This is a genomic window from Micromonospora xinjiangensis, from assembly GCF_056150165.1.
In genome coordinates this window covers 556859-575435 of the sequence record NZ_JAXCFO010000003.1, presented here as the reverse complement: position 1 = coordinate 575435, position 18577 = coordinate 556859, and the positions used below count along the sequence as shown (strand labels likewise).

Below are 18577 nucleotides of genomic sequence, written 5' to 3'. Positions count from 1 at the left end.
AACATCCCGTGCCGGAGCCGACACGATACGGAGGCGTCGATGTCCCGGTCGATGACGCGCCGGTCACGGGCGTGCGGCGGCGGGTGCCGGACGTCGCGTCCGGCCGTGGCCGCGCTGGCGCTCACCCTGCTGGCCGGCGCACCGGTCGCCGCCGTCCCCGAGCCGGCCACCGTGCCCGTCGGTGGGCCGGCGCTGGCCGCCGGGCAGGCTCTCCGGCCGGCGCCGGGCTGCGCGACGCCGCCGGCTCCGGCCCGGACGGTGGAGGCGGTCCCGTGGCCGCAGCAGAGGTACGCCCCGGAGCGGCTGGCCCCGCTGGCCGACGGAGCCGGGGTGACGGTGGCGGTGGTGGACTCCGGTGTGGACCGGGACCATCCGCAGCTCGCCGGTCGGGTGCGCGACGGCACGGACCTGCTCGACACCGGCGGAGACGGCACCCGGGACTGCGCCGGTCACGGCACCGGCGTCGCGAGCATCATCGCGGCCGCGCCTCGACCCGATGTGGCGTTCCGTGGCCTGGCACCCGGCGCCCGGATCCTGCCCGTGCGGGTCAGCGAGCAGCAGGTGGTGGAGGGCCGGGAGTCGGGGCGTACGGTCGGCGCCGCCGAGTTCGCCCGGGCGATCCGGTGGGCGGTGGACCACGGTGCCGACGTGCTGAACCTCTCCGTCGTGCTGTACGCCGACAACCCGGCCGTCCGCTCCGCGGTCGGTTACGCGCTGGCTCGGGACGTGGTCGTGGTGGCCGCCGCCGGAAACCTGCGAGAGGCCGGGAACCCGCACCCCTACCCGGCCGCCTACGAAGGGGTGCTCGGGGTCGGTGCGATCGCCGCGGACGGCTCGCGGGCTGCCTTCTCCCAGGTCGGCCCGTACGTCGACGTGGTGGCGCCCGGCGTCGACGTGCTGATGGCCGCCCCCGGCCGGGGCCACCACCGGGCCGAGGGGACCAGTTACGCGACCCCGTTCGTCGCCGCCACCGCGGCGCTGCTGCGCGCGTATCGCCCCGACCTGACCGCCGCCGAGGTGGCCGGGCGGATCGTCGCGAGCGCCGACCCCGCACCGGGTGGCGGAGACGGAGCCGGTGTGCTCAACCCGTACCGGGCCGTGACCGACACCTCCGGTCACGACACCGGCCGGACGCGGCCGGTGGCCGGCCTGGCCGACGAGCCGGCCGACCCGGCCGCCCTGGCACGGCAGGCGCGGCGCGTCGACGCCCGCGACCGCGCCCTGCTCATGGTGGCGGTCGTCGGGGCGGTGGCCGCCGCGGTCGTCCTGCTCGCGCTGGTGGTGCCGCCCGGCACCCGCCGGCGCTGGCGGCCGGCCGACCCGGACTGACGGGCCGACGCGCCCTCGGGCGAGGCCGCCATCACCAAACCCGCGCCCGGCGCCGACCGCGCTGCCGGGGACCGGCCGGCGGGGTCTCGGAAACCGCCGGGCGATCCGCACGTGCCGGCGCGCCGAGTCGTGGCACCAGCGGCCGGACACGCCACGACGGTGGTGCCGGCTCCCCGTGGAGGGGATCGGCACCACCGTCGGCACGCGCACGGCCCACCCGGAACGCGTCGGGCGCCCCGGGCGCAGGCGTCACTGGAACAGCCCGACGTTCTTCCTCTCGGTGTCGAGGTAGTCGGCGGCGGAGTCGTCCACCGCGAGCTTGATGTCACGAAGCATCGCCTGCAGGTCCTGCGAGGCGGCGCGCCACCGCGACTGCCGCTGCTCGTACGCCTGCCGCGCCTCGCCCGTCCAGCTGGCCACCAACGGAGCGGCGTCCCGCTCCAACTGGCCGAGCTGCGAGTCGAGCGTGTTCAACGCCTTCTGGATGTCCGCGCCGGCCTGTTGCAGCGCGGCGAAGTTGACGACGAGTACGCCGTTGTCCACCTGCGGATACCTCCCCCTGGAGCTGATTCGGTCAGAGCGGCAGCTGGATGCCGCCGCGGTTGGTGCCGGCGACCCGGCCGGCCGCCTCGGTGTCGGAGACGTCGTACTGCTGGCCGGCGGTGCGGATGGCGCCGGCGGTCTCGCGCAGCGCGCGCTGCAACGTGGCCTGGTCCTGCGCCCACTGCTGCTTGACCTGCTCGAACGACCGCCCACCGGCGCCACGCCAGGCCTGCTGCAACACCTCCAGCTCGGCCATCAGACTGCTGAGCATCGACTGCAGCGACTGGTCGACCTGCTCGAACCTGGCCGCGGTCTGCTGCATCACCGCTGCTTCTGCCTGGGTCTGGGACACTCCGGACCTCACCTCGTCTCATCGGTCGTGGCTGGCCGTCAACGCGCCCACGGCGGGGACTCGCCACTCGCGCCCCGGGATGTCGCGCGCGGCGGGCGCTGGGGTCAGCGGGAACTCGTGGCTGACGGTAGCCGTCCGGTAGCAGTTCTGCTACCCCGCCCCACTCCCCTGTGGACAACGAGGGCCCACCGATTCGCCTACGATGTGCGTCGGTCAGGTAGCGCCATGTGACGGGGAGGCACGGTGACGGCCACCAGCACCGTCGACCCGCCGCTGACGGAGGGGGCCGGTCACCGCACCTCCGTCGTGGGTCGACGCCCCGCGCTGCCCGCGCAGTGGCTGGCGCACGCCCGCCGGCCGGTCGGCGTACGGGCCGGTCAGGTCGTCACGGCCCAGGTCGCGCTCGCCCTACCGGTGGCCGCCCTCGGCCGGGGGGTCGGCGTGCTCGCGGGCGCCGTGCTGGTCGCCGCGCTGCTGCTGCCGCTGGCCTGGCTGCGGGTCCGGCGCCGGTGGCTCTCCGAGTGGGCGGGGACCGCGCTCGGTCACGTCGCGCGGCGGTGGTGCCTCCCGGCGGGGTCCGGGCCGGCCGCGCTGCTCGACCGGGTCTCGCCGGGGGCCGTCGTCCGCGCCGGCGAGCTGGCGGGAGGGCCGGCCGCCGTGCTGGACGACGCGACCGGCGTGGTGGCGCTGGTGGAGATCGGCGACCCGGGCGACCTGTTCGGCGACGGCCGCCGGGCCCTGCCCGAGCCGTCCGAGCTGCTCGCGCCCGCCGGTCCGGATGCTCCACCGGTGCGGGTGCAGCTCCTGCTCACCGCGCTGCCGGCACCCGCGGTGGGCGGTGCGGTGGGCGCCTCCTACCTGCACCTCACCGACGGGCGGCCAGCCGCACGGCAACGCGCCGTCCTGGCCATACGGGTGCTGCGCGCCGATGGGTGGTCGCCGGCCGAGCTGCGGAGCGCGCTCGCCGGGACGGTGCGCCGGATCGTCCGCCGGCTGCGGCCGCTCGGCGCACGTCCGCTCGGCGTCGCCGCGGCGCTGCGCACGCTCGCCGAGCTGGCTCACCACGACGGGGCACCGGCACGGGAGCGCTGGACAGCGGTGCACACGGGCGGGCTGCGCCAGGCCACCTTCCGGCTGGACCGGTGGCCCGACCCGGGAGGGGACGGCGGCCGGCGGCTGGTGGCCCGGCTGCCGACGCTGCCGGCCACCGCCACCACGATCGCGCTCTCCGCCGGCCCCGAAGGGGCTCCGGCCGCGCTGACCGTCCGCCTGGCGGCCGGTTCGCCCGGAGCCCTGGAGGTGGCGGCCCAGGCGCTGCACCGGTTGGTGGGCGATCTCGGCGGGCAGATCCACCGACTGGACGGCGCGCACGCGGACGGGCTCGCCGGCACGCTGCCGCTGGCCCTGGTCGGGCCCTCGACCCGGCCGGCGCCCGCACCGGGCGACCTGGGACTGACCCTCGACGACGGTGGGCTGGTGGTCGGCACCAACCGGCACGGCGCACCGCTGACCGTCCGGCTGTTCCGGCCGGAGGGCGCCCGGGTGCTGCTGGTCGGCGGCGTACGCGCCGCGCAACTGCTGACGCTGCGCGCCCTGGCGCTCGGCGCGCGGGTCGTGGTACAGACCGCCCGTCCACGGTCGTGGGAGCCGTTCGTCCGGGGGGTGGGCGCGCCGGGCGCCACCATCCCGCTGCTCCCGCCGGGCCGACCGCTCCCGGCCGGGGCCGGCACCCCGCTCAACCCGCTGCTCGTGGTGGTCGACGGGGGCCCGGTGGCCGTCGATCCGGAGCCCGCCCCGCCGTGGGCCTCCACCCTGGTAATCCGCGAGGAGCTGAACCCGTCCGACGTGGACGTGCTGGGTCGGGCCGACCTCGCCGTGCTGCAGCCGCTCGACGAGGCCGAGGCCGCGCTCGCCGGCGCGGCCCTGGGGCTGGGCGACGCCGCGCGGTGGCTCACCCGGATCCGGCACGACATGGTCGCGGTCGTCAACCGGCGGGCGTTGCGCTGGGCGGTGCTCGCTCCCACCCCGGTCGAGACACAGCTCATCGGGTCGCCCGCCCGCGGTTGAGGCCGGGTCGAGGGCTGCCGTCGCTGGGCGGGGCGTGGCACGATCGCCGCCATGGATTTTCTGAAGGGCCTGCTGATTCGGCTGGTCACCACGGCGTTCGCCTTCTGGCTGGCCACACTCCTCATCCCCGGCATCACACTCGACTCGGACTCGGCCACCGAGACGGTCACCACGCTGGTCCTGGTGGCCGCGATCTTCGGCGTGGTCAACGCCGTGCTCCAGCCGATCATCAAGACCGTGGGCTGCGGCTTCTACCTGCTGACCCTCGGCCTGATCGCGTTGGTGGTCAACGGCCTGCTCTTCCTGCTCACCAGTTGGATCGCCGGTGAGGCCGGGCTTCCGTTCCACGTGGACGGGTTCTGGCCCGCGGCGGTGCTGGGCGCGCTCCTCGTCGGCATCGTGACCTGGGTCCTCGGCGCGATCCTCGACCGCGACTGAACGCGCCGACCTACCGCCCGCACCCGGGGCCTCGGGTCGCGCACCTCATGATCGTGCTGTTTCGGGGAAGTAGTGGCCTCCCGCGAGCCGTGACGCCACTACTTCCCGGAAACAGCCGAGCGGACCCGGGCCAGCACCGCGAGGCAACCAGACTCCGGGAATTGGCTGGCGCGACCGGTGGGGCACCGGGTTAGCGTCACGCGGGTGTTCACGCTGACCCGCGCCGACGGCTACCTGCTCACCACCGACCCGGACCGGCTCGACCTGGACCTCGTCCACCACTGGCTCAGCACCGACGCGTACTGGGCCCTCGGGCGGGACCGGGACACGGTGACGCGCGCCTTCGCCGGCTCCGTCGCGTTCGGGGTCTACCGGCCGTCGGACGGCCGGCAGGTCGCCGTCGCCAGGGCGGTCACCGACGGGGCGACCTTCGCCTGGCTCTGCGACGTCTACGTGGACCCGGCGGAGCGCGGGCGCGGGCTCGGCACGTGGCTGGCCGGGGCCGTCCGCGACCACCTCGCCGGGCTCGGCGTACGCCGGATCGTGCTCGCCACGCTCGACGCCCACGGCGTGTACGCGAGGGTCGGCTTCACTCCCGTGGAGCCGGCGCACTGGATGCAGCTCGACCAGCGCCACAATCCGGTGACCCAGGTCACCGGAAAGGATTCAAACGGCCAGACGCCCCTTACGGTAGAGGCGTGACTCCGCTCCGACTGGGATACCTCTACGGCTTCGGCGCGTACCTGCTCTGGGGTTTCTTCCCGCTCTACCTCAAGCTGCTGCGACCCGCCGGGCCGCTGGAGATCCTGGCCCACCGGATCGTCTGGTCGGTGGCCTTCGTGGCGCTGCTGCTCGCCGCGCAGCGCAACATCGGCTTCCTGCGCGCGCTCGCGCGCCGCCCCCGGGCGCTCGCCGGGATCGGCGTCGCCGCGGCGCTCATCGCGGTCAACTGGGGCACCTACATCTACGGAGTCAACTCCGACCGGGTGGTGGAGACCGCGCTCGGTTACTTCATCAACCCGCTGGTGGTCGTGCTGCTCGGGGTGACCGTGCTGCGCGAGCGCCTCCGCGCGGCGCAGTGGGTGGCGCTGGGAGTCGGCGGCCTCGCCGTGGCGGTGCTGACCGTCGACTACGGGCACGTCCCCTACCTGGCGCTCACCCTCGCGCTCAGCTTCGGCGGGTACGGCCTGGTCAAGAAGCGGCTCGCGCTGCCCGCCGCGGAGGGTCTCTTCGTCGAGTCCGCGGTGCTGGCCCTGCCCGCGGTGGGCTACCTCGGCTGGCTCGCCGCGGCGGGCGACGCCAGCTTCGGGCATGTCTCGGCCGGGCACACGGTGCTGCTCGTGATGGCCGGCGCGGCCACCGCGATCCCGCTGCTGCTCTTCGCGGGCGCGGCCAACCGGCTGCCGCTGACCAGCCTCGGCATGATCCAGTACCTCGCACCGATCCTCCAGCTCGCCTGCGGTGTGCTGATCTTCCACGAGCCGATGCCGCCGGCCCGGCTGGCCGGCTTCGCGCTGGTGTGGCTCGCGCTGATCGTCTTCACCGCCGACGCGCTGCGCCAGGCCCGGCGCACCCGCGCGGCCACCCGACTGGCCGCCGCCACCCCGGCCCCGGCCACCCGCTGACGCCGGGCGGGACGCCTCAGCGGACGTCGTAGCCGAGTACCGGCGTGCCGTCGGCACGCAGCAGCTCCAGGCGGACCAGCTCCGCGTCGGTGAACCGGGTGACGCCGGTGAACCGCACGTCGTCGCCGGGCGCGGCCAGCCACGAGCCGATCTGCTCGGTCGCGCCGTCCGGGCCGTGCGCCACGAGCCGGAAGGTGTACGCCTTGCCGTATCCCGGGCGCGGCTCGTACCCGCAGTGCATGGTCACCTGGGTGCCCCAGTCGGTGCCGGTGAGGCCGATCTCCGCGTGGACCGGCGCGCTCCCGGCCACCGGCTGCATGGCCACCATCCGCACCTGCTCCACCGGCGGGGCGGTCTCCCGGGGCAGCACCAGGGCCGTGCCGAGGCCGACCACCAGCGCGAGCGCCGCCGCGACGAGGGCGGTCAGCGCGTACCGCCGCCGGCCGGCCGCCCGCTCCCGGCGCCGACGGTTCCGGGCCTCGTCGAGCAGCGCCGGCAGCGGCGGGCCGGACGTGGGCAGGAGGAACTGCTCCAGGCCGGCCGGGTCGAGCCGGCCCAGCAGCCCGGGCAGTACGGCGATCTCGGCGACCGCCTCGCGGCACTCGGCGCAGCCGGCCAGGTGCCGCTCGTACGCGACCCGCTCGGCGGGGGAGAGCGCGCCCAGCACGTACGCGCCGTCGTCGTGCGCGAACTCGCAGCGGGTCATCCGGTCACCCCCATCTCCGCCAGGACCAACCGTAGTGAGCGCAGCGCGTAGTGCGTCCGGGACTTCACGGTGCCCGGGGGCACCCCCAACCGCGACGCCGCCTCCGCCACGGACCGTCCCTGGTAGAAGCACTCGACGAGCACCTCGCGGTGGGTGGGGCTGAGCCGGTTCAGCGCCTCGGCGACGGTCCAGGCCTCGACCGCGCGCTCGGCCTCGTCGACCACCTCCGGCGGCTCGGGCAGCTCGTCCGTGTAGATCTCGCCGACCCGGGTGGCCCGGCGCCGCCAGGCGTCGATGGCGAGGTTGCGGGCGGTGGTGAAGAGCCAGGCGCGGACGGAGCCGCGGCGCGGGTCGAGCGACTCCGGGTGCCGCCAGGCCCGCAGCAGCGTCTCCTGCACCAGGTCCTCCGCGCGTTGCCGGTCGCCGTTGACCAGCCGCAGGGCGTGCGCGTACAGCGCCTCCGCGTGCTCGTCGTGCAGTGCGCGGAGCAGTTGGGCGTCGTCGTCGCTGATGGCGACCTCCTCGCTCTCGACGCGACTCCGGCGGGTGTTCGCACCGGAATACGCGCGGTGACGCCGATCGGTTCAGCCCGAGGTCAAAACGGGTCTCCTCAGTGCCCTCCCGGCGAGGTGTTCACGCCCGGTTCACATTCAGGCCGACGCTCGCTCACCGCCTCCTCCTAGCGTCCGGCGGGTGGGCACGCCGGACGGCCTGTCCCGCATGCCACCGTCCCTTGTCAGGAGGCTTCCCCCCATGAGCGACCGTCCCCGGCTGCTCCCGCTGCTGGGCGCACCCCGCCACGGCAGCCGAGACGCCATGACCTGTCTCTACCGCTGCGGCAACGCCTGCGACCACCCGGTTCCGAACACCTCCGACAACGCGTACTTCGGCGACGTGGTCAACGCCGAGGTCTCGCGGCGCGGCGTCGTCCGGGCCGGCGCGGTCGGCGCGCTCGTCCTCGGCTTCGGTGGCGCGGCCGCCGGGGCGCTGGCCGGTGCGGCGCCCGCCGCGGCCGCCGGCCCCGCCACGGCCGCGCCGGAGGCCGCCGGCTTCGGCCGCCCCCGTCCGGGTGTCGGCAACGGGGCGCTGACCTTCAAGCCGATCCCGCCGAACAAGCTCGACACCCTGATCGTGCCGAACGGGTACGACCACGCCGTCGTGATCAAGTGGGGCGACGAGGTCGTGCCCGGCGCGCCGGAGTTCAACCTGCACCACCAGACCGCTGCCGCGCAGTCGATGCAGTTCGGCTACAACAACGACTTCGTCGGTGTGCTGCCGCTGGACAAGCAGGGCAAGCGGGCGCTGCTCGTGGTCAACCACGAGTACACCAACGAGGACCTGATGTTCCCCGGCTTCCCGGGCCTGGACAACCTCTCGGTGGAGCAGATCCGGGTTGCCATGGCCGCGCACGGCATGTCCGTGGTGGAGCTGGAGCGGGTCGACGGCACCGGCGAGTGGCGCCCGGTGAAGAAGGGCCGCCGCCAGTACAACCGCCGCGTCACGGCACTGGCGACGAAGTTCGAGCTGACCGGCCCGGCGGCCGGGTCGGCGTGGCTGAAGACCAAGGCCGACCCGAAGGGCCGGACGGTCATCGGCACGCTGAACAACTGCGCCGGCGGCGTGACCCCGTGGGGCACGGTGCTCTCCGGCGAGGAGAACTTCAACCAGTACTTCGTCGGTGCCGACGGCGCCCCGGCCGAGCTGAAGCCGAAGCTGGAGCGCTACGGCATCCCCACCACCTCGCGCTACCCGAGCGGCAGCCGCAAGTGGGAGCGCGCCGACGAGCGTTTCGACCTGGCCAAGCACCCGAACGAGGCGCACCGCTTCGGCTGGGTCGTCGAGATCGACCCACTGGACCCGGAGTCCAAGCCGCGCAAGCACACGGCGCTGGGCCGGTTCAAGCACGAGGGCGCGAACGTCATCATCGCCAAGAGCGGTCACGCGGTGGCGTACATGGGCGACGACGAGCGGTTCGACTACCTCTACAAGTTCGTCTCGGACAAGAAGTTCATGAAGGGCGACTCCTGGACCGCCCGCAACCACAACCTCACCCTGCTGGAGTCCGGCACGCTCTACGTGGCGAAGCTGGAGCAGACCAGCGCCGGTGAGATCGACGGCTCGGGCAAGCTCCCCTCCGACGGCGCGTTCAACGGCCGGGGCCGCTGGATCAAGCTGGTCAGCGGCAACCGCTCGTACGTCGACGGGATGACCGCCGCGGACGTGCTCACCTTCACCCGGCTCGCCGGTGACAAGGTCGGCGCGACCAAGATGGACCGGCCGGAGGACGTCGAGCCGAGCCAGCTCACCGGCAAGGTCTACGTGGCGCTGACCAACAACACCAACCGGGGTGTGGGCAGCAACCCGAAGGCGGACGAGGCCAACCCGCGCAACGCCAACAAGCACGGGCAGGTCCTCGAACTGGTCGAGGACCGCGGCGACAACACCTCCGAGACCTTCGCCTGGTCGCTGCCGATCGTCTGCGGCGACCCGACGGACCCGTCGACCTACTTCGCCGGGTACGACAAGACCCAGGTCTCCCCGATCTCCTGCCCGGACAACGTCGCCTTCGACGCCACGGGCAACCTCTGGATCTCCACGGACGGAAACGCGCTGGGCAGCAACGACGGCCTCTTCGCCACCGCTCTGGAGGGCCCGGAGCGGGGCCACCTCAAGCAGTTCCTCACGGTGCCGCTCGGCGCGGAGACCTGTGGCCCGTTCATCACCGAGGACAACCGCTCGGTCTTCGTGGCCGTCCAGCACCCGGGTGAGATCACCGGCGCGTCGGTCGAGAAGCCCGCTTCCACCTGGCCCGACGGCGACTACGCGAAGCCGGGCGTGGTGGTCACCTGGCGCCTCGACGGCGGCCCGGTCGGCAGCTGACCCTCCTCCGGCGGTCCGCCGCCGGACCGCACCGCGGGGCCCTCTCCCAGCCGGGGAGAGGGCCCCGCGGCCCGTCCGGGATCAGTGCTCCGCGGTGACGCTGTCGGCGACCGCCCGCGCCGCGGTGAGCAGCTTCGCCCGGATCATCCGGGCGGAGGTCATCATCTCGCCGGCCGGGAGCGCGCAGGCGAGCACCACCCGGCGTTCCATGTCCTTGTCGGGGCTGACCAGCACCGCCGCGCACGCCACGCCCTGCCGGAACTGCCCCATCTCCAGCTGCATGCCGCGCCGGTCGCCGGCCGCCAGGTCGGCCTCGAACGCCTCCGAGCTGGTGAGCGTGGCGTTGGTGAAGGGGCGCATGCCGTACTCCCTCAGGTAGCGGAAGCGCTGCTCGGCGGTGAGCGTGGCGAGCAGGGCCTTGCCGAGCGCGGTCGCGTGCGCCCCCTCGTCGAAGCCGGGAACCAGGTCCTCCAGGTACGGCGATCGCGCTCCCTCGGCGACGGCGGTGACCGCCACCTGGCCTCCGACGAAGCGGCCCAGGTAGTGGCTGTAGCCGGTCTCCGTGGCGGCCCGGCGCAGCACCTCACCGACCGCGGGCGGGCCGCGGAACGCGGCCACCAGTTCCCGGTAGCGGTCGGCGACCTCCAGCCCGACGATGTACGTGCCGTCCTCGCGGCGGATCACGTAGCCCTCGTAGGCGAGGGTGCGGACCAGGTGGTAGGTCGTCGCGACGGTCAGCTCGCAGCGCCGGGCGATCTGCTTGACGGTCAGCCCCTTGGGGGCACGACCGACCGACTCGAGCACTCGCAGCGCACGGGAGACGCTGCGGATCAGATCCGAGGGTTCCGCCAAGGGGTCGCGCACAACCACCTCCGCCGCCGGGGACTTACACCATATGAAATCTGGAGCCGGTACGAAATGACCGTTCGGGTCGAGGATGCCAGATCGTCATCTACGCGGCGTACCCCGGCGGCCACGATGCGTGCTCCACGACGCCTGACGTAGGTTTGCCAGACGATGACCGAGACCGCCGCCACCCCCCGTTCGACCACCACGCCGACCCGCCCGGTACGCGCCAGCGCCGGCGCCATCGTCGTCACCATCGCCTGCGTCCTGCCGGTCTTCCTGGTCGGCGGCCTCGCCGTCCAGCTCGGTGACGATCTCGGCTTCTCCCCCGCCGGGCTCGGCCTCGTCGTGTCGGTCTACTTCGGGGTGGGCGCGCTCGCCTCGGTGCCGTCCGGCGCCCTCGCCGAGCGGTACGGCCCGACCGTGGTGGCCCGGGCCGGCATCCTGCTCTCCGCCGCCTGCCTGCTCGCCGTGGCGGCGTTCGCCCGCTCCTACCCGGTCCTGCTCGGCCTGCTGGCGGTCAGCGGGGTGGCCAACGCGCTCGGCCAGCTCGCCAGCAACGCCGCCCTGGCCCGGCATGTGCCGCCGCACCGGCAGGGGCTCTCCTTCGGGGTCAAGCAGGCCGCCATCCCGGTCTCCACCCTGCTGGCCGGGGCCGCCGTGCCCACGATCGCGCTCACCGCCGGCTGGCGCTGGGCGTTCGTCGCGGCGGCGGCCGCCGCGCTGGCCGCCCTGGTGGCCGTGCCCGCGCGGGAGGCCCGGCCGGCGCGGCGGGCGGGCGGCGCGCGGGCCGGCCGGGGCACCGGCGCCCTCGTGGTCATCGGCGTGGCGGCGACGCTGGCCGCGGCGGCCGCCAACGCGCTGGGCACCTTCGTGGTCGACTCCGCCGCCGCGCGTGGCCTCGCCCCGGGCCTGGCCGGCCTGACCCTGACCCTGGGCAGCGCGGTCTGCGTCGCCGCCCGCGTCGGCTCCGGCTGGCTCGCCGACCGCCGCTCGGGCGGGCACGTCGCCGTGATCGCCGGCATGCTGGTGGTCGGCGCGGCCGGGCTCGGCCTGCTGGCGGTGGCCGGGCCGCTGCCCCTGGTGGCCGGCGTGGTGCTCGGCTTCGGCCTCGGCTGGGCCTGGCCGGGGCTCATGAACTTCGCGGTGGTCCGGCTGCACCCGCAGGCTCCGGCCGCCGCCACGTCGATCACCCAGACCGGGGTGTACGCCGGCGGCTGCCTCGGCCCGCTCGGCCTCGGCACGGTCGCCGCCCGGGCCGGTTACCCCGCGATGTGGGGGCTGGCGGCGCTGGCGATGCTCGCGGCCGCAGCGCTCATGCTGACCGGCAGCCGGCTGCTGACCCGCCCCTGACGGCGGACGGTTACCGGAACCGCCGCCGGCCTCACGATCGACGGTCGGGCCGGCCGCGTCGCCCCCCGCGCGAGCGCGTCGCGTGCGGTCAGCTGGTGCGGTCGGCCACGAAGTCGCAGAGGGACTCGAGGGCACGCCGGGCCGGGGCGTCGGGCAGCGGCGCCAGCTTGGCGCGCGCGTCCTCGGCGTAGCTGCGGACCGTCTCGCGGGCCCGCTTGAGCGCCGGGGACTCCCGCAGCAGGCCGAGCGCCTCGGCGTGCAGGTCGTCGTCCGTGACCGCGCCGGCCGCGAGGATCTCCCGCAGCCGTACCGAGGCGGCGTCGGAGTCGTCGCCCGCCCGGGCGTAGAGGACCGGCAGGGTGGGTACGCCCTCGCGGAGGTCCGTGCCGGGCGTCTTGCCCGACTGCACCGACTCGGAGGCGATGTCGAGCAGGTCGTCCGAGAGCTGGAAGGCGACCCCGATCGTCTCGCCGTAGCCGGCCAGCGCCTCGGTGTGCTCCGGTGAGGCGCCGCCGAACATCCCACCGAAGCGGGCCGAGGTCGCGATCAGCGACCCGGTCTTCCCGGCGATCACCTCGAGGTAGTGCGCCACCGGGTCCTCGCCGGGCCGGGGCCCGACGGTCTCGGCGATCTGCCCGTGGACCAGCCGGGCGAAGGTGCGTGCCTGGAGGCGTACGGCCTCCGTGCCCAGGTCGGCCGCGATGTCGGCGGCGCGGGCGAAGAGGTAGTCGCCGACCAGGATCGCGACGGAGTTCGTCCAGCGGGAGTTGGCGCTCGGCGCGCCCCGGCGCACGGCCGCCTCGTCCATCACGTCGTCGTGGTAGAGCGTCGCCAGGTGGGTGAGCTCCATCACCACCGCGGCCGGTACGACCTGGGCGGCGGTCGGGTCACCGAACTGCGCGCCGAGGGCCACGAGCAGCGGCCGGAACCGCTTGCCGCCGGCCTCGACGAGGTGCCGGGCGGCTTCGGTGACGAACGGGTCTGCGCTGGCCACGCTCGCCCGCAGGTCGGCCTCGACGGCATCCAGCACCGTCAGCACGGACGCCTCGAGGCGCGGATCGGCCAGGTAGAGGCCGAGCGCCCCGAACTGTCCCGCGCCCTGCCGGCTCCGACGGCCGCCGGAGCCGGTGGCACCTGTACCCTCGCCAGCCGGATTCACCACGCCTCAACCATGCCACACGCGTTCGACCAGCCCCGGGGCGGGATGCGTGCGAAGGCGGCCCGGCCGCCGCACCCGCCCGGCGGCACTGCGACCGGCGGACCGTGGACGCGGCGAAGGCCGGCACGCGCAGGGCGCACCGGCCTCCGTGGACCTCGGAGCCGTCATCTGACGAATTCGGCGGCTCCGGTGGCCAGATCCAGCAGGGGGGCCGGGGCGACACCGAGGACCAGGGTCGCCACCACCCCGATCATCAGCGCGGCCGAGGTGAGCATGCCCGGCACCGCGACGGTCGGCGTCGACTCGCCCGGCTCCGACAGCCACATCATCACGACGACCCGCAGGTACGGGAAGGCCAGCACCATGCTGGTGAGCACGCCGGCGACGACGAGCCACGCCCGCCCCTCGGCCAGCGCCGGTCCGAAGACCGCGAACTTGCTCGTGAAGCCGCTGGTGAGCGGGATGCCGGCGAAGGCGAGCAGGATGAACGTGAAGACACTGGCGTAGAAGGGCGAGCGCCGGCCCAGCCCCGCCCAGCGGGACAGGTGGGTGGCCTCCCCGTCGCCGTCGCGCACCAGGGTCACCACGGCGAAGGCCGCGAGCACCGAGAAGCCGTAGGCGACCAGGTAGAACATGGTGCCGGAGAGCCCGTCCTTCGACGGCGCGAGCACCCCGACCAGCAGGTAGCCGGCGTTGGCGATCGAGGAGTACGCCAGCAGCCGCTTGATGTCGGTCTGGGTCACGGCGAGCACGGCACCGACCAGCATGGTCAGCACCGCCACCACACCGAGCACCGGGGTGAAGTCCCAGCTGGCACCGGCGAAGGCCACGTGGAAGACCCGGAGCAGGGCGCCGAACGCGGCGACCTTCGTGCAGGCGGCCATGAACCCGGTGACCGGGGTCGGGGCGCCCTGGTAGACGTCCGGCGTCCACACGTGGAACGGCGCCGCGGCCGCCTTGAAGAGCAGGCCGATGGCGAGCAGCGCCATCCCGGCGAAGAGCAGTACCCGGTTGGCCGGCGACTCGCTCACCGCCGCGTTGATGGTGGCGAAGTCGACGCCGGCCGTCCGGCCCGGGATGCCCGAGGTGAAGCCGTAGATGAGCGCCACGCCGAAGAGGAAGAACGCCGAGGCGTACGCCCCGAGCATGAAGTACTTCAGCGCCGCCTCCTGGCTCAGCAGACGCCGGCGCCGGGCCAGCGCGCAGAGCAGGTAGAGCGGCAGCGAGAAGACCTCCAGCGCGATGAACATCGTGAGCAGGTCGTTCGCCGCCACGAAGATCAGCATGCCGCCGATCGCGAACGTGGTGAGCGGGTACACCTCGGTGGCCCCGCCCGACCCCTCGGCCTGCCGCCGGTCCTCGGCGGACTCGGCGGTGATCGCGGCCTGGGCCACGAACGCGCCGCCCCGCTCCACCGCGCGCTCGCCGATCAGCAGCAGCGCCATCGCGGCGAGCACCAGGATCCCGCCCTGGAGGAAGAGCGTCGGCCCGTCCACCGCGATCGCCGAACCGGCCGTCAGCAGCCGGTCGTCGGCGTTGAGCACCACCATGGTCAGCGCGGCGAGCACCGCGAGCAGCGCCACCGACAACTGCACGAGATGCCGTCGGCGCCGCGGCACGAACGCCTCGACCAGGACGCCGACCAGGGCGGCACCCAACATGATCAGGATTGGGGCGAGCGCCGCGTAGTCGATCGACGGCAGCTTCAGTTCGGTCACTTTGAAGCCTCCTGGACGGTGCCCACCGACGGGGCGGGGTCGGTCCTGCCGATGTCGTCCATGGTCGCCTGGACGGCGGGGTTGATCACGTCGGTGACCGGCTTCGGGTAGAAGCCGAGCAGCACGATCAGCGCGATCAGTGGCGCGACCACGACCTTCTCGCGCAGGTTGAGGTCACGACGCATGCCCTCGACCTCGGTGAGCGCCGGGTTGAGCGTGCCCTGGGTGGTGCGCTGCACCATCCACAGCACGTACGCGGCGGCCAGGATGATGCCGAGGGTGGCGATCACCGCGACCGGCTTGTTCACCGTGAACGCGCCGATCAGCACCAGGAACTCGGAGACGAAGGGCGCGGTGCCCGGCAGCGCGAGCGAGGCCAGACCGGCGAAGAACAGCACGCCGGCCAGCACCGGGACGAGCTTGCCGGCCCCACCGAAGTCGCTGATGAGGGCCGAGCCGCGGCGCGCGATCAGCATGCCCACCACCAGGAAGAGCAGGCCGGTCGCGAGACCGTGGTTGACCATGTAGAGCACCGCTCCGGTGCCGGCCTGGGTGGTGAACGCGAAAATGCCCACGCCGATGAACCCGAAGTGCGCGATCGAGGTGTACGACACGAGACGCTTCAGGTCGTTCTGGCCGACCGCCAGGAGGGCGGCGTAGATGATGCCGATGAGGCCGAGCGCCAGCGCCCACGGGGCGAACCACTTGGCCGCGTCCGGGAAGAGCGGCAGGCAGTAGCGCAGGATGCCGAACGTGCCGACCTTGTCGAGCACGCCGACCAGCAGAGCCGCCGCCCCGGCCGGGGCGGCGCCACCGGCGTCCGGCAGCCAGGTGTGGAACGGGAAGAACGGCGCCTTGATCGCGAAGGCGAGGAAGAAGCCGAGGAAGAGCCAGCGCTCGGTGCCGGTGGAGATGTCCACCTGCGACAGCGCCTGCCAGTCGAACGTCTTCCCGCCGACGACCCAGAGGCCGATCACCGCGGCGAGCATGAAGAGGCCGCCGACGAGCGAGTAGAGGAAGAACTTGACGGCCGCGTACTGCCGCTGGTGGCCCCCGTAGCTGCCGATGAGGAAGTACATCGGCACCAGCATGACCTCGAAGAACACGTAGAAGAGGAAGACGTCGGCGGCCGCGAAGACGCCGATCATCGTGCACTCGAGGACGAGCAGCAGGGCGAAGTAGACCGGCACCGAGCGCCTCGACGACTCGGCGTCGTGCCACGACGCCAGGATCACCAGCGGCACCAGCACCGCGATCAGCATCAGCATGACCAGCGCGATGCCGTCGGCCGCGAACGTGAAGTGCACGCCCCAGTTCGGGATCCAGGGGTACGACTCGCGGAACTGGAAGCGGTCACCACCCACCTGGAAGGTGATCCACATAAGCACCGAGAGCACCAGCACGAGCAGCGACCAGCCGAATGCCACCTGCTTGGCCAGCTCCGGCCGGCGACGCGGCAGCAGGGCCACCACCAGGGCGCCCACCAGCGGCGCCACGGTCAGCACCGAGAGGAACGGGAAGTTGGACATTATGCGGCCTTACCTCCGTCGTCACTGCGTGGTCCGCCGGCGGGGGCGGCCGGGAAGAGGTCGATCACGCCAGCCACCCCGCCTGTACGGCCAGGAACGCCGCCACCACCAGCAGCGCGCCGGTCAGGATCGAGGTCGCGTACGACCGGACGAAGCCGGTCTGCAGCCGCCGGAGCCGACCCGAGCCCCCGCCCACCGCGGCGGCCAGGCCGTTGACCAGCCCGTCCACGCCCCGGTTGTCGAGGAAGACCAGCGCCCGGGTGAGGAAGATGCCCGGCTTCTCGAAGACCGCCTCGTTGAAGGCGTCGGTGTAGAGGTTCTTCCTGGCGGCGGTGACGAGCACCCCGGCGGGCTGCGGCGCGGTCGCCGTGCCGCCGCGGAACAGGAACCAGGCCAGCCCGGCACCGAGCACGGTGACCGCCAGCGAGAGCGTGGTGATCACGGCGTGGGAGAGGACCCCCTCGTGCTCCCCGTGCTCGCCGCCGAGGCCCGCGGTGGCGGTCAGCCAGTCCGGGACGGAGGTCGAGAGGAGGAAGCCCGCGCCGACCGAGCCGATCGCCAGCAGCACCAGCGGGACGGTCATCAGGGCCGGCGACTCGTGCGGGTGCTCGATCTCCTCGGTCCACCGCTTCGGCCCGTGGAAGGTGAGCACGAACAGCCGGGTCATGTAGAAGGCGGTCAGCCCGGCACCGAGCAGCGCGGCGCCACCGAAGAGCCAGGCCGTCCAGTCCTCCCGCGCGAACGCCTCGACGATGATCGGCTCCTTGGAGAAGAAGCCGGAGAACGGGAACATGCCGATGATGGCGAGCCAGCCCATCATGAACGTGATCCAGGTGATCTTCATGTACTTCGACAGCCCGCCGAAGCGGCGGATGTCCACCTGGTCCTTCATGCCGTGCATCACGGAGCCGGCGCCCAGGAACATGTTGGCCTTGAAGAAGCCGTGCGCCAGCAGGTGCACGATGGCCAGCGCGTACGCGCCGCCGCCGAGGCCCACACCGAGGAACATGTAGCCGATCTGACTCACCGTCGACCAGGCCAGCACCCGCTTGATGTCGTCCTTCGCCGCACCGATGACGCAGCCCATCAGCAGGGTCAGCGCGCCGACGCTGACGACCACGAGCTGGAGCGTCGAGTCGGCCGAGAAGATCGGGTTCGACCGGGCGATCAGGTAGACGCCCGCGGTGACCATGGTGGCCGCGTGGATGAGCGCCGACACCGGGGTGGGGCCCTCCATGGCGTCGGGCAGCCACGCCTGCAACGGGAACTGACCCGACTTGCCGGCGGCGCCGAGCAGCAGCAGCAGGCCGAGCACGAGCACCATGGTGTGGGTGAGGCCGCCGACACCGGAGAAGACCTCGTCGTACTGGGTGGTGCCGAGAGCGGCGAACATGATGAAGATCGCGATGGCGAGGCCGGCGTCGCCGACCCGGTTCATCAGGAACGCCTTCTTGCCGGCCGTGGCGGCGCTCGGCCGCTCGTACCAGAAGGAGATCAGCAGGTACGACGCCAGACCGACGCCCTCCCAGCCGACGTAGAGCATCACGTAGTTGTTGCCGAGCACCAGCAGGAGCATCGCGGCGACGAACAGGTTGAAGTACCCGAAGAACCGCCGCCGGCCCGCGTCGTGCGCCATGTACTCGACCGCGTAGAGGTGGATCAGGAAACCCACCCCGGTGATCAGCAGGACGAAGACCGCGGAGAGCGGGTCGAAGAGCAGGCCGAAGTCCACCCGGAGGCCGCCCACCGCGATGAAGTCCCACAGGCTCAGCTCGACCGACTTGTTCTCCAGCCCGCGCAGCTGGAAGAACGAGGCGAGGCCGAGCACGAAGGACACGCCGATCGCGGCCACCCCGAGCCAGTGCCCCCAGCGGTCGGCACGCCGGCCGAGCAGCAGCAGGATCGCCGCGCTGACCAGCGGAACCGCCACCAGCAGCCACACGCTGCCGAGCAGACCGTCGGCCGCCGCGTAGGTGACGGCTCCCGTCGGCTCCGCCGGGGCGTTCGTCAGAATCTCTCCCACCGCAGGCCC

At 73.4% G+C, this 18577-nt stretch carries 16 protein-coding genes; 7 read left to right on the top strand and 9 right to left on the bottom strand.

Features of this window, described 5'->3' with window-relative positions:
* The first annotated feature begins 51 nt into the window (after positions 1-51).
* Positions 52-1329 (top strand): type VII secretion-associated serine protease mycosin, encoded by a 1278-nt coding sequence (gene mycP, locus SM573_RS14610; protein WP_474616363.1) that lies wholly within the window; start codon positions 52-54, stop codon positions 1327-1329.
* A 249-nt stretch (positions 1330-1578) separates the two neighbouring features.
* On the opposite strand, the gene SM573_RS14605 is transcribed toward mycP, so the two are convergent.
* Both SM573_RS14605 and SM573_RS14600 read right to left on the bottom strand, forming a co-directional pair.
* Positions 1579-1872, bottom strand: a complete 294-nt coding sequence (locus SM573_RS14605) for a WXG100 family type VII secretion target (protein ID WP_474612715.1) — start codon at positions 1870-1872, stop codon at positions 1579-1581.
* Between the two features lie 31 nt (positions 1873-1903).
* Positions 1904-2224 carry a WXG100 family type VII secretion target gene (locus tag SM573_RS14600; RefSeq protein WP_474612714.1) on the bottom strand — a complete coding sequence of 107 codons (321 nt, stop codon included), beginning with the start codon at positions 2222-2224 and terminating at the stop codon, positions 1904-1906.
* 243 nt (positions 2225-2467) lie between these two features.
* On the opposite strand from SM573_RS14600, the gene eccE reads away from it, so the two are divergent.
* The 4 genes from eccE to rarD all read left to right on the top strand — a co-directional run bounded on the left by eccE (position 2468) and on the right by rarD (position 6354).
* Positions 2468-4291, top strand: a complete 1824-nt coding sequence (gene eccE / locus SM573_RS14595; protein WP_474616281.1) for a type VII secretion protein EccE — start codon at positions 2468-2470, stop codon at positions 4289-4291.
* A 51-nt stretch (positions 4292-4342) separates the two neighbouring features.
* Positions 4343-4729: a phage holin family protein gene (locus SM573_RS14590; protein WP_474612712.1), complete on the top strand. Its 387-nt coding sequence runs from the start codon at positions 4343-4345 to the stop codon at positions 4727-4729.
* A gap of 204 nt (positions 4730-4933) precedes the next feature.
* Positions 4934-5431, top strand: coding sequence for a GNAT family N-acetyltransferase (locus SM573_RS14585; RefSeq protein WP_474612711.1), 498 nt, complete (start codon positions 4934-4936; stop codon positions 5429-5431).
* Positions 5428-6354 (top strand): EamA family transporter RarD, encoded by a 927-nt coding sequence (rarD, locus tag SM573_RS14580; RefSeq protein ID WP_474612710.1) that lies wholly within the window; start codon positions 5428-5430, stop codon positions 6352-6354. Before SM573_RS14585 ends, rarD begins: the two co-directional genes overlap by 4 nt.
* 16 nt (positions 6355-6370) lie before the next feature.
* Here rarD and SM573_RS14575 read toward each other — a convergent pair whose 3' ends face one another.
* Positions 6371-7060 carry an anti-sigma factor family protein gene (locus tag SM573_RS14575; RefSeq protein ID WP_474612709.1) on the bottom strand — a complete coding sequence of 230 codons (690 nt, stop codon included), beginning with the start codon at positions 7058-7060 and terminating at the stop codon, positions 6371-6373.
* The gene (locus SM573_RS14570) at positions 7057-7551 is read right to left on the bottom strand and encodes a sigma-70 family RNA polymerase sigma factor (RefSeq protein WP_474612896.1); all 495 of its coding nucleotides are present in this window, start codon (positions 7549-7551) and stop codon (positions 7057-7059) included. Before SM573_RS14570 ends, SM573_RS14575 begins: the two co-directional genes overlap by 4 nt.
* A 262-nt stretch (positions 7552-7813) precedes the next feature.
* Here SM573_RS14570 and SM573_RS14565 point away from each other — a divergent pair, with 262 nt between their 5' ends.
* On the top strand, positions 7814-9940 hold the full coding sequence (locus SM573_RS14565; RefSeq protein WP_474612708.1) for a PhoX family protein: 2127 nt from the start codon (positions 7814-7816) through the stop codon (positions 9938-9940).
* Positions 9941-10021: 81 nt separating this feature from the next.
* On the opposite strand, the gene SM573_RS14560 is transcribed toward SM573_RS14565, so the two are convergent.
* Positions 10022-10804 carry an IclR family transcriptional regulator gene (locus tag SM573_RS14560; RefSeq protein ID WP_474616280.1) on the bottom strand — a complete coding sequence of 261 codons (783 nt, stop codon included), beginning with the start codon at positions 10802-10804 and terminating at the stop codon, positions 10022-10024.
* Between the two features lie 153 nt (positions 10805-10957).
* Between SM573_RS14560 and SM573_RS14555 the strand changes: the two genes are divergently transcribed.
* Entirely contained in the window at positions 10958-12139 is a 1182-nt protein-coding gene (locus tag SM573_RS14555) for an MFS transporter (protein ID WP_474616279.1), read from the top strand.
* 88 nt (positions 12140-12227) lie between these two features.
* On the opposite strand, the gene SM573_RS14550 is transcribed toward SM573_RS14555, so the two are convergent.
* The 4 genes from SM573_RS14550 to nuoL form a co-directional block, all read right to left on the bottom strand.
* On the bottom strand, positions 12228-13301 hold the full coding sequence (locus SM573_RS14550) for a polyprenyl synthetase family protein (protein WP_474616278.1): 1074 nt from the start codon (positions 13299-13301) through the stop codon (positions 12228-12230).
* A gap of 161 nt (positions 13302-13462) precedes the next feature.
* On the bottom strand, positions 13463-15016 hold the full coding sequence (nuoN, locus tag SM573_RS14545; protein WP_474612704.1) for an NADH-quinone oxidoreductase subunit NuoN: 1554 nt from the start codon (positions 15014-15016) through the stop codon (positions 13463-13465).
* Positions 15013-16545, bottom strand: coding sequence for an NADH-quinone oxidoreductase subunit M (locus tag SM573_RS14540; protein ID WP_474612703.1), 1533 nt, complete (start codon positions 16543-16545; stop codon positions 15013-15015). The genes nuoN and SM573_RS14540 overlap by 4 nt, the downstream gene beginning before the upstream one ends.
* Positions 16546-16609: 64 nt before the next feature.
* On the bottom strand, positions 16610-18568 hold the full coding sequence (nuoL, locus tag SM573_RS14535) for an NADH-quinone oxidoreductase subunit L (RefSeq protein WP_474612702.1): 1959 nt from the start codon (positions 18566-18568) through the stop codon (positions 16610-16612).
* Between the last annotated feature and the right edge of the window lie 9 nt (positions 18569-18577).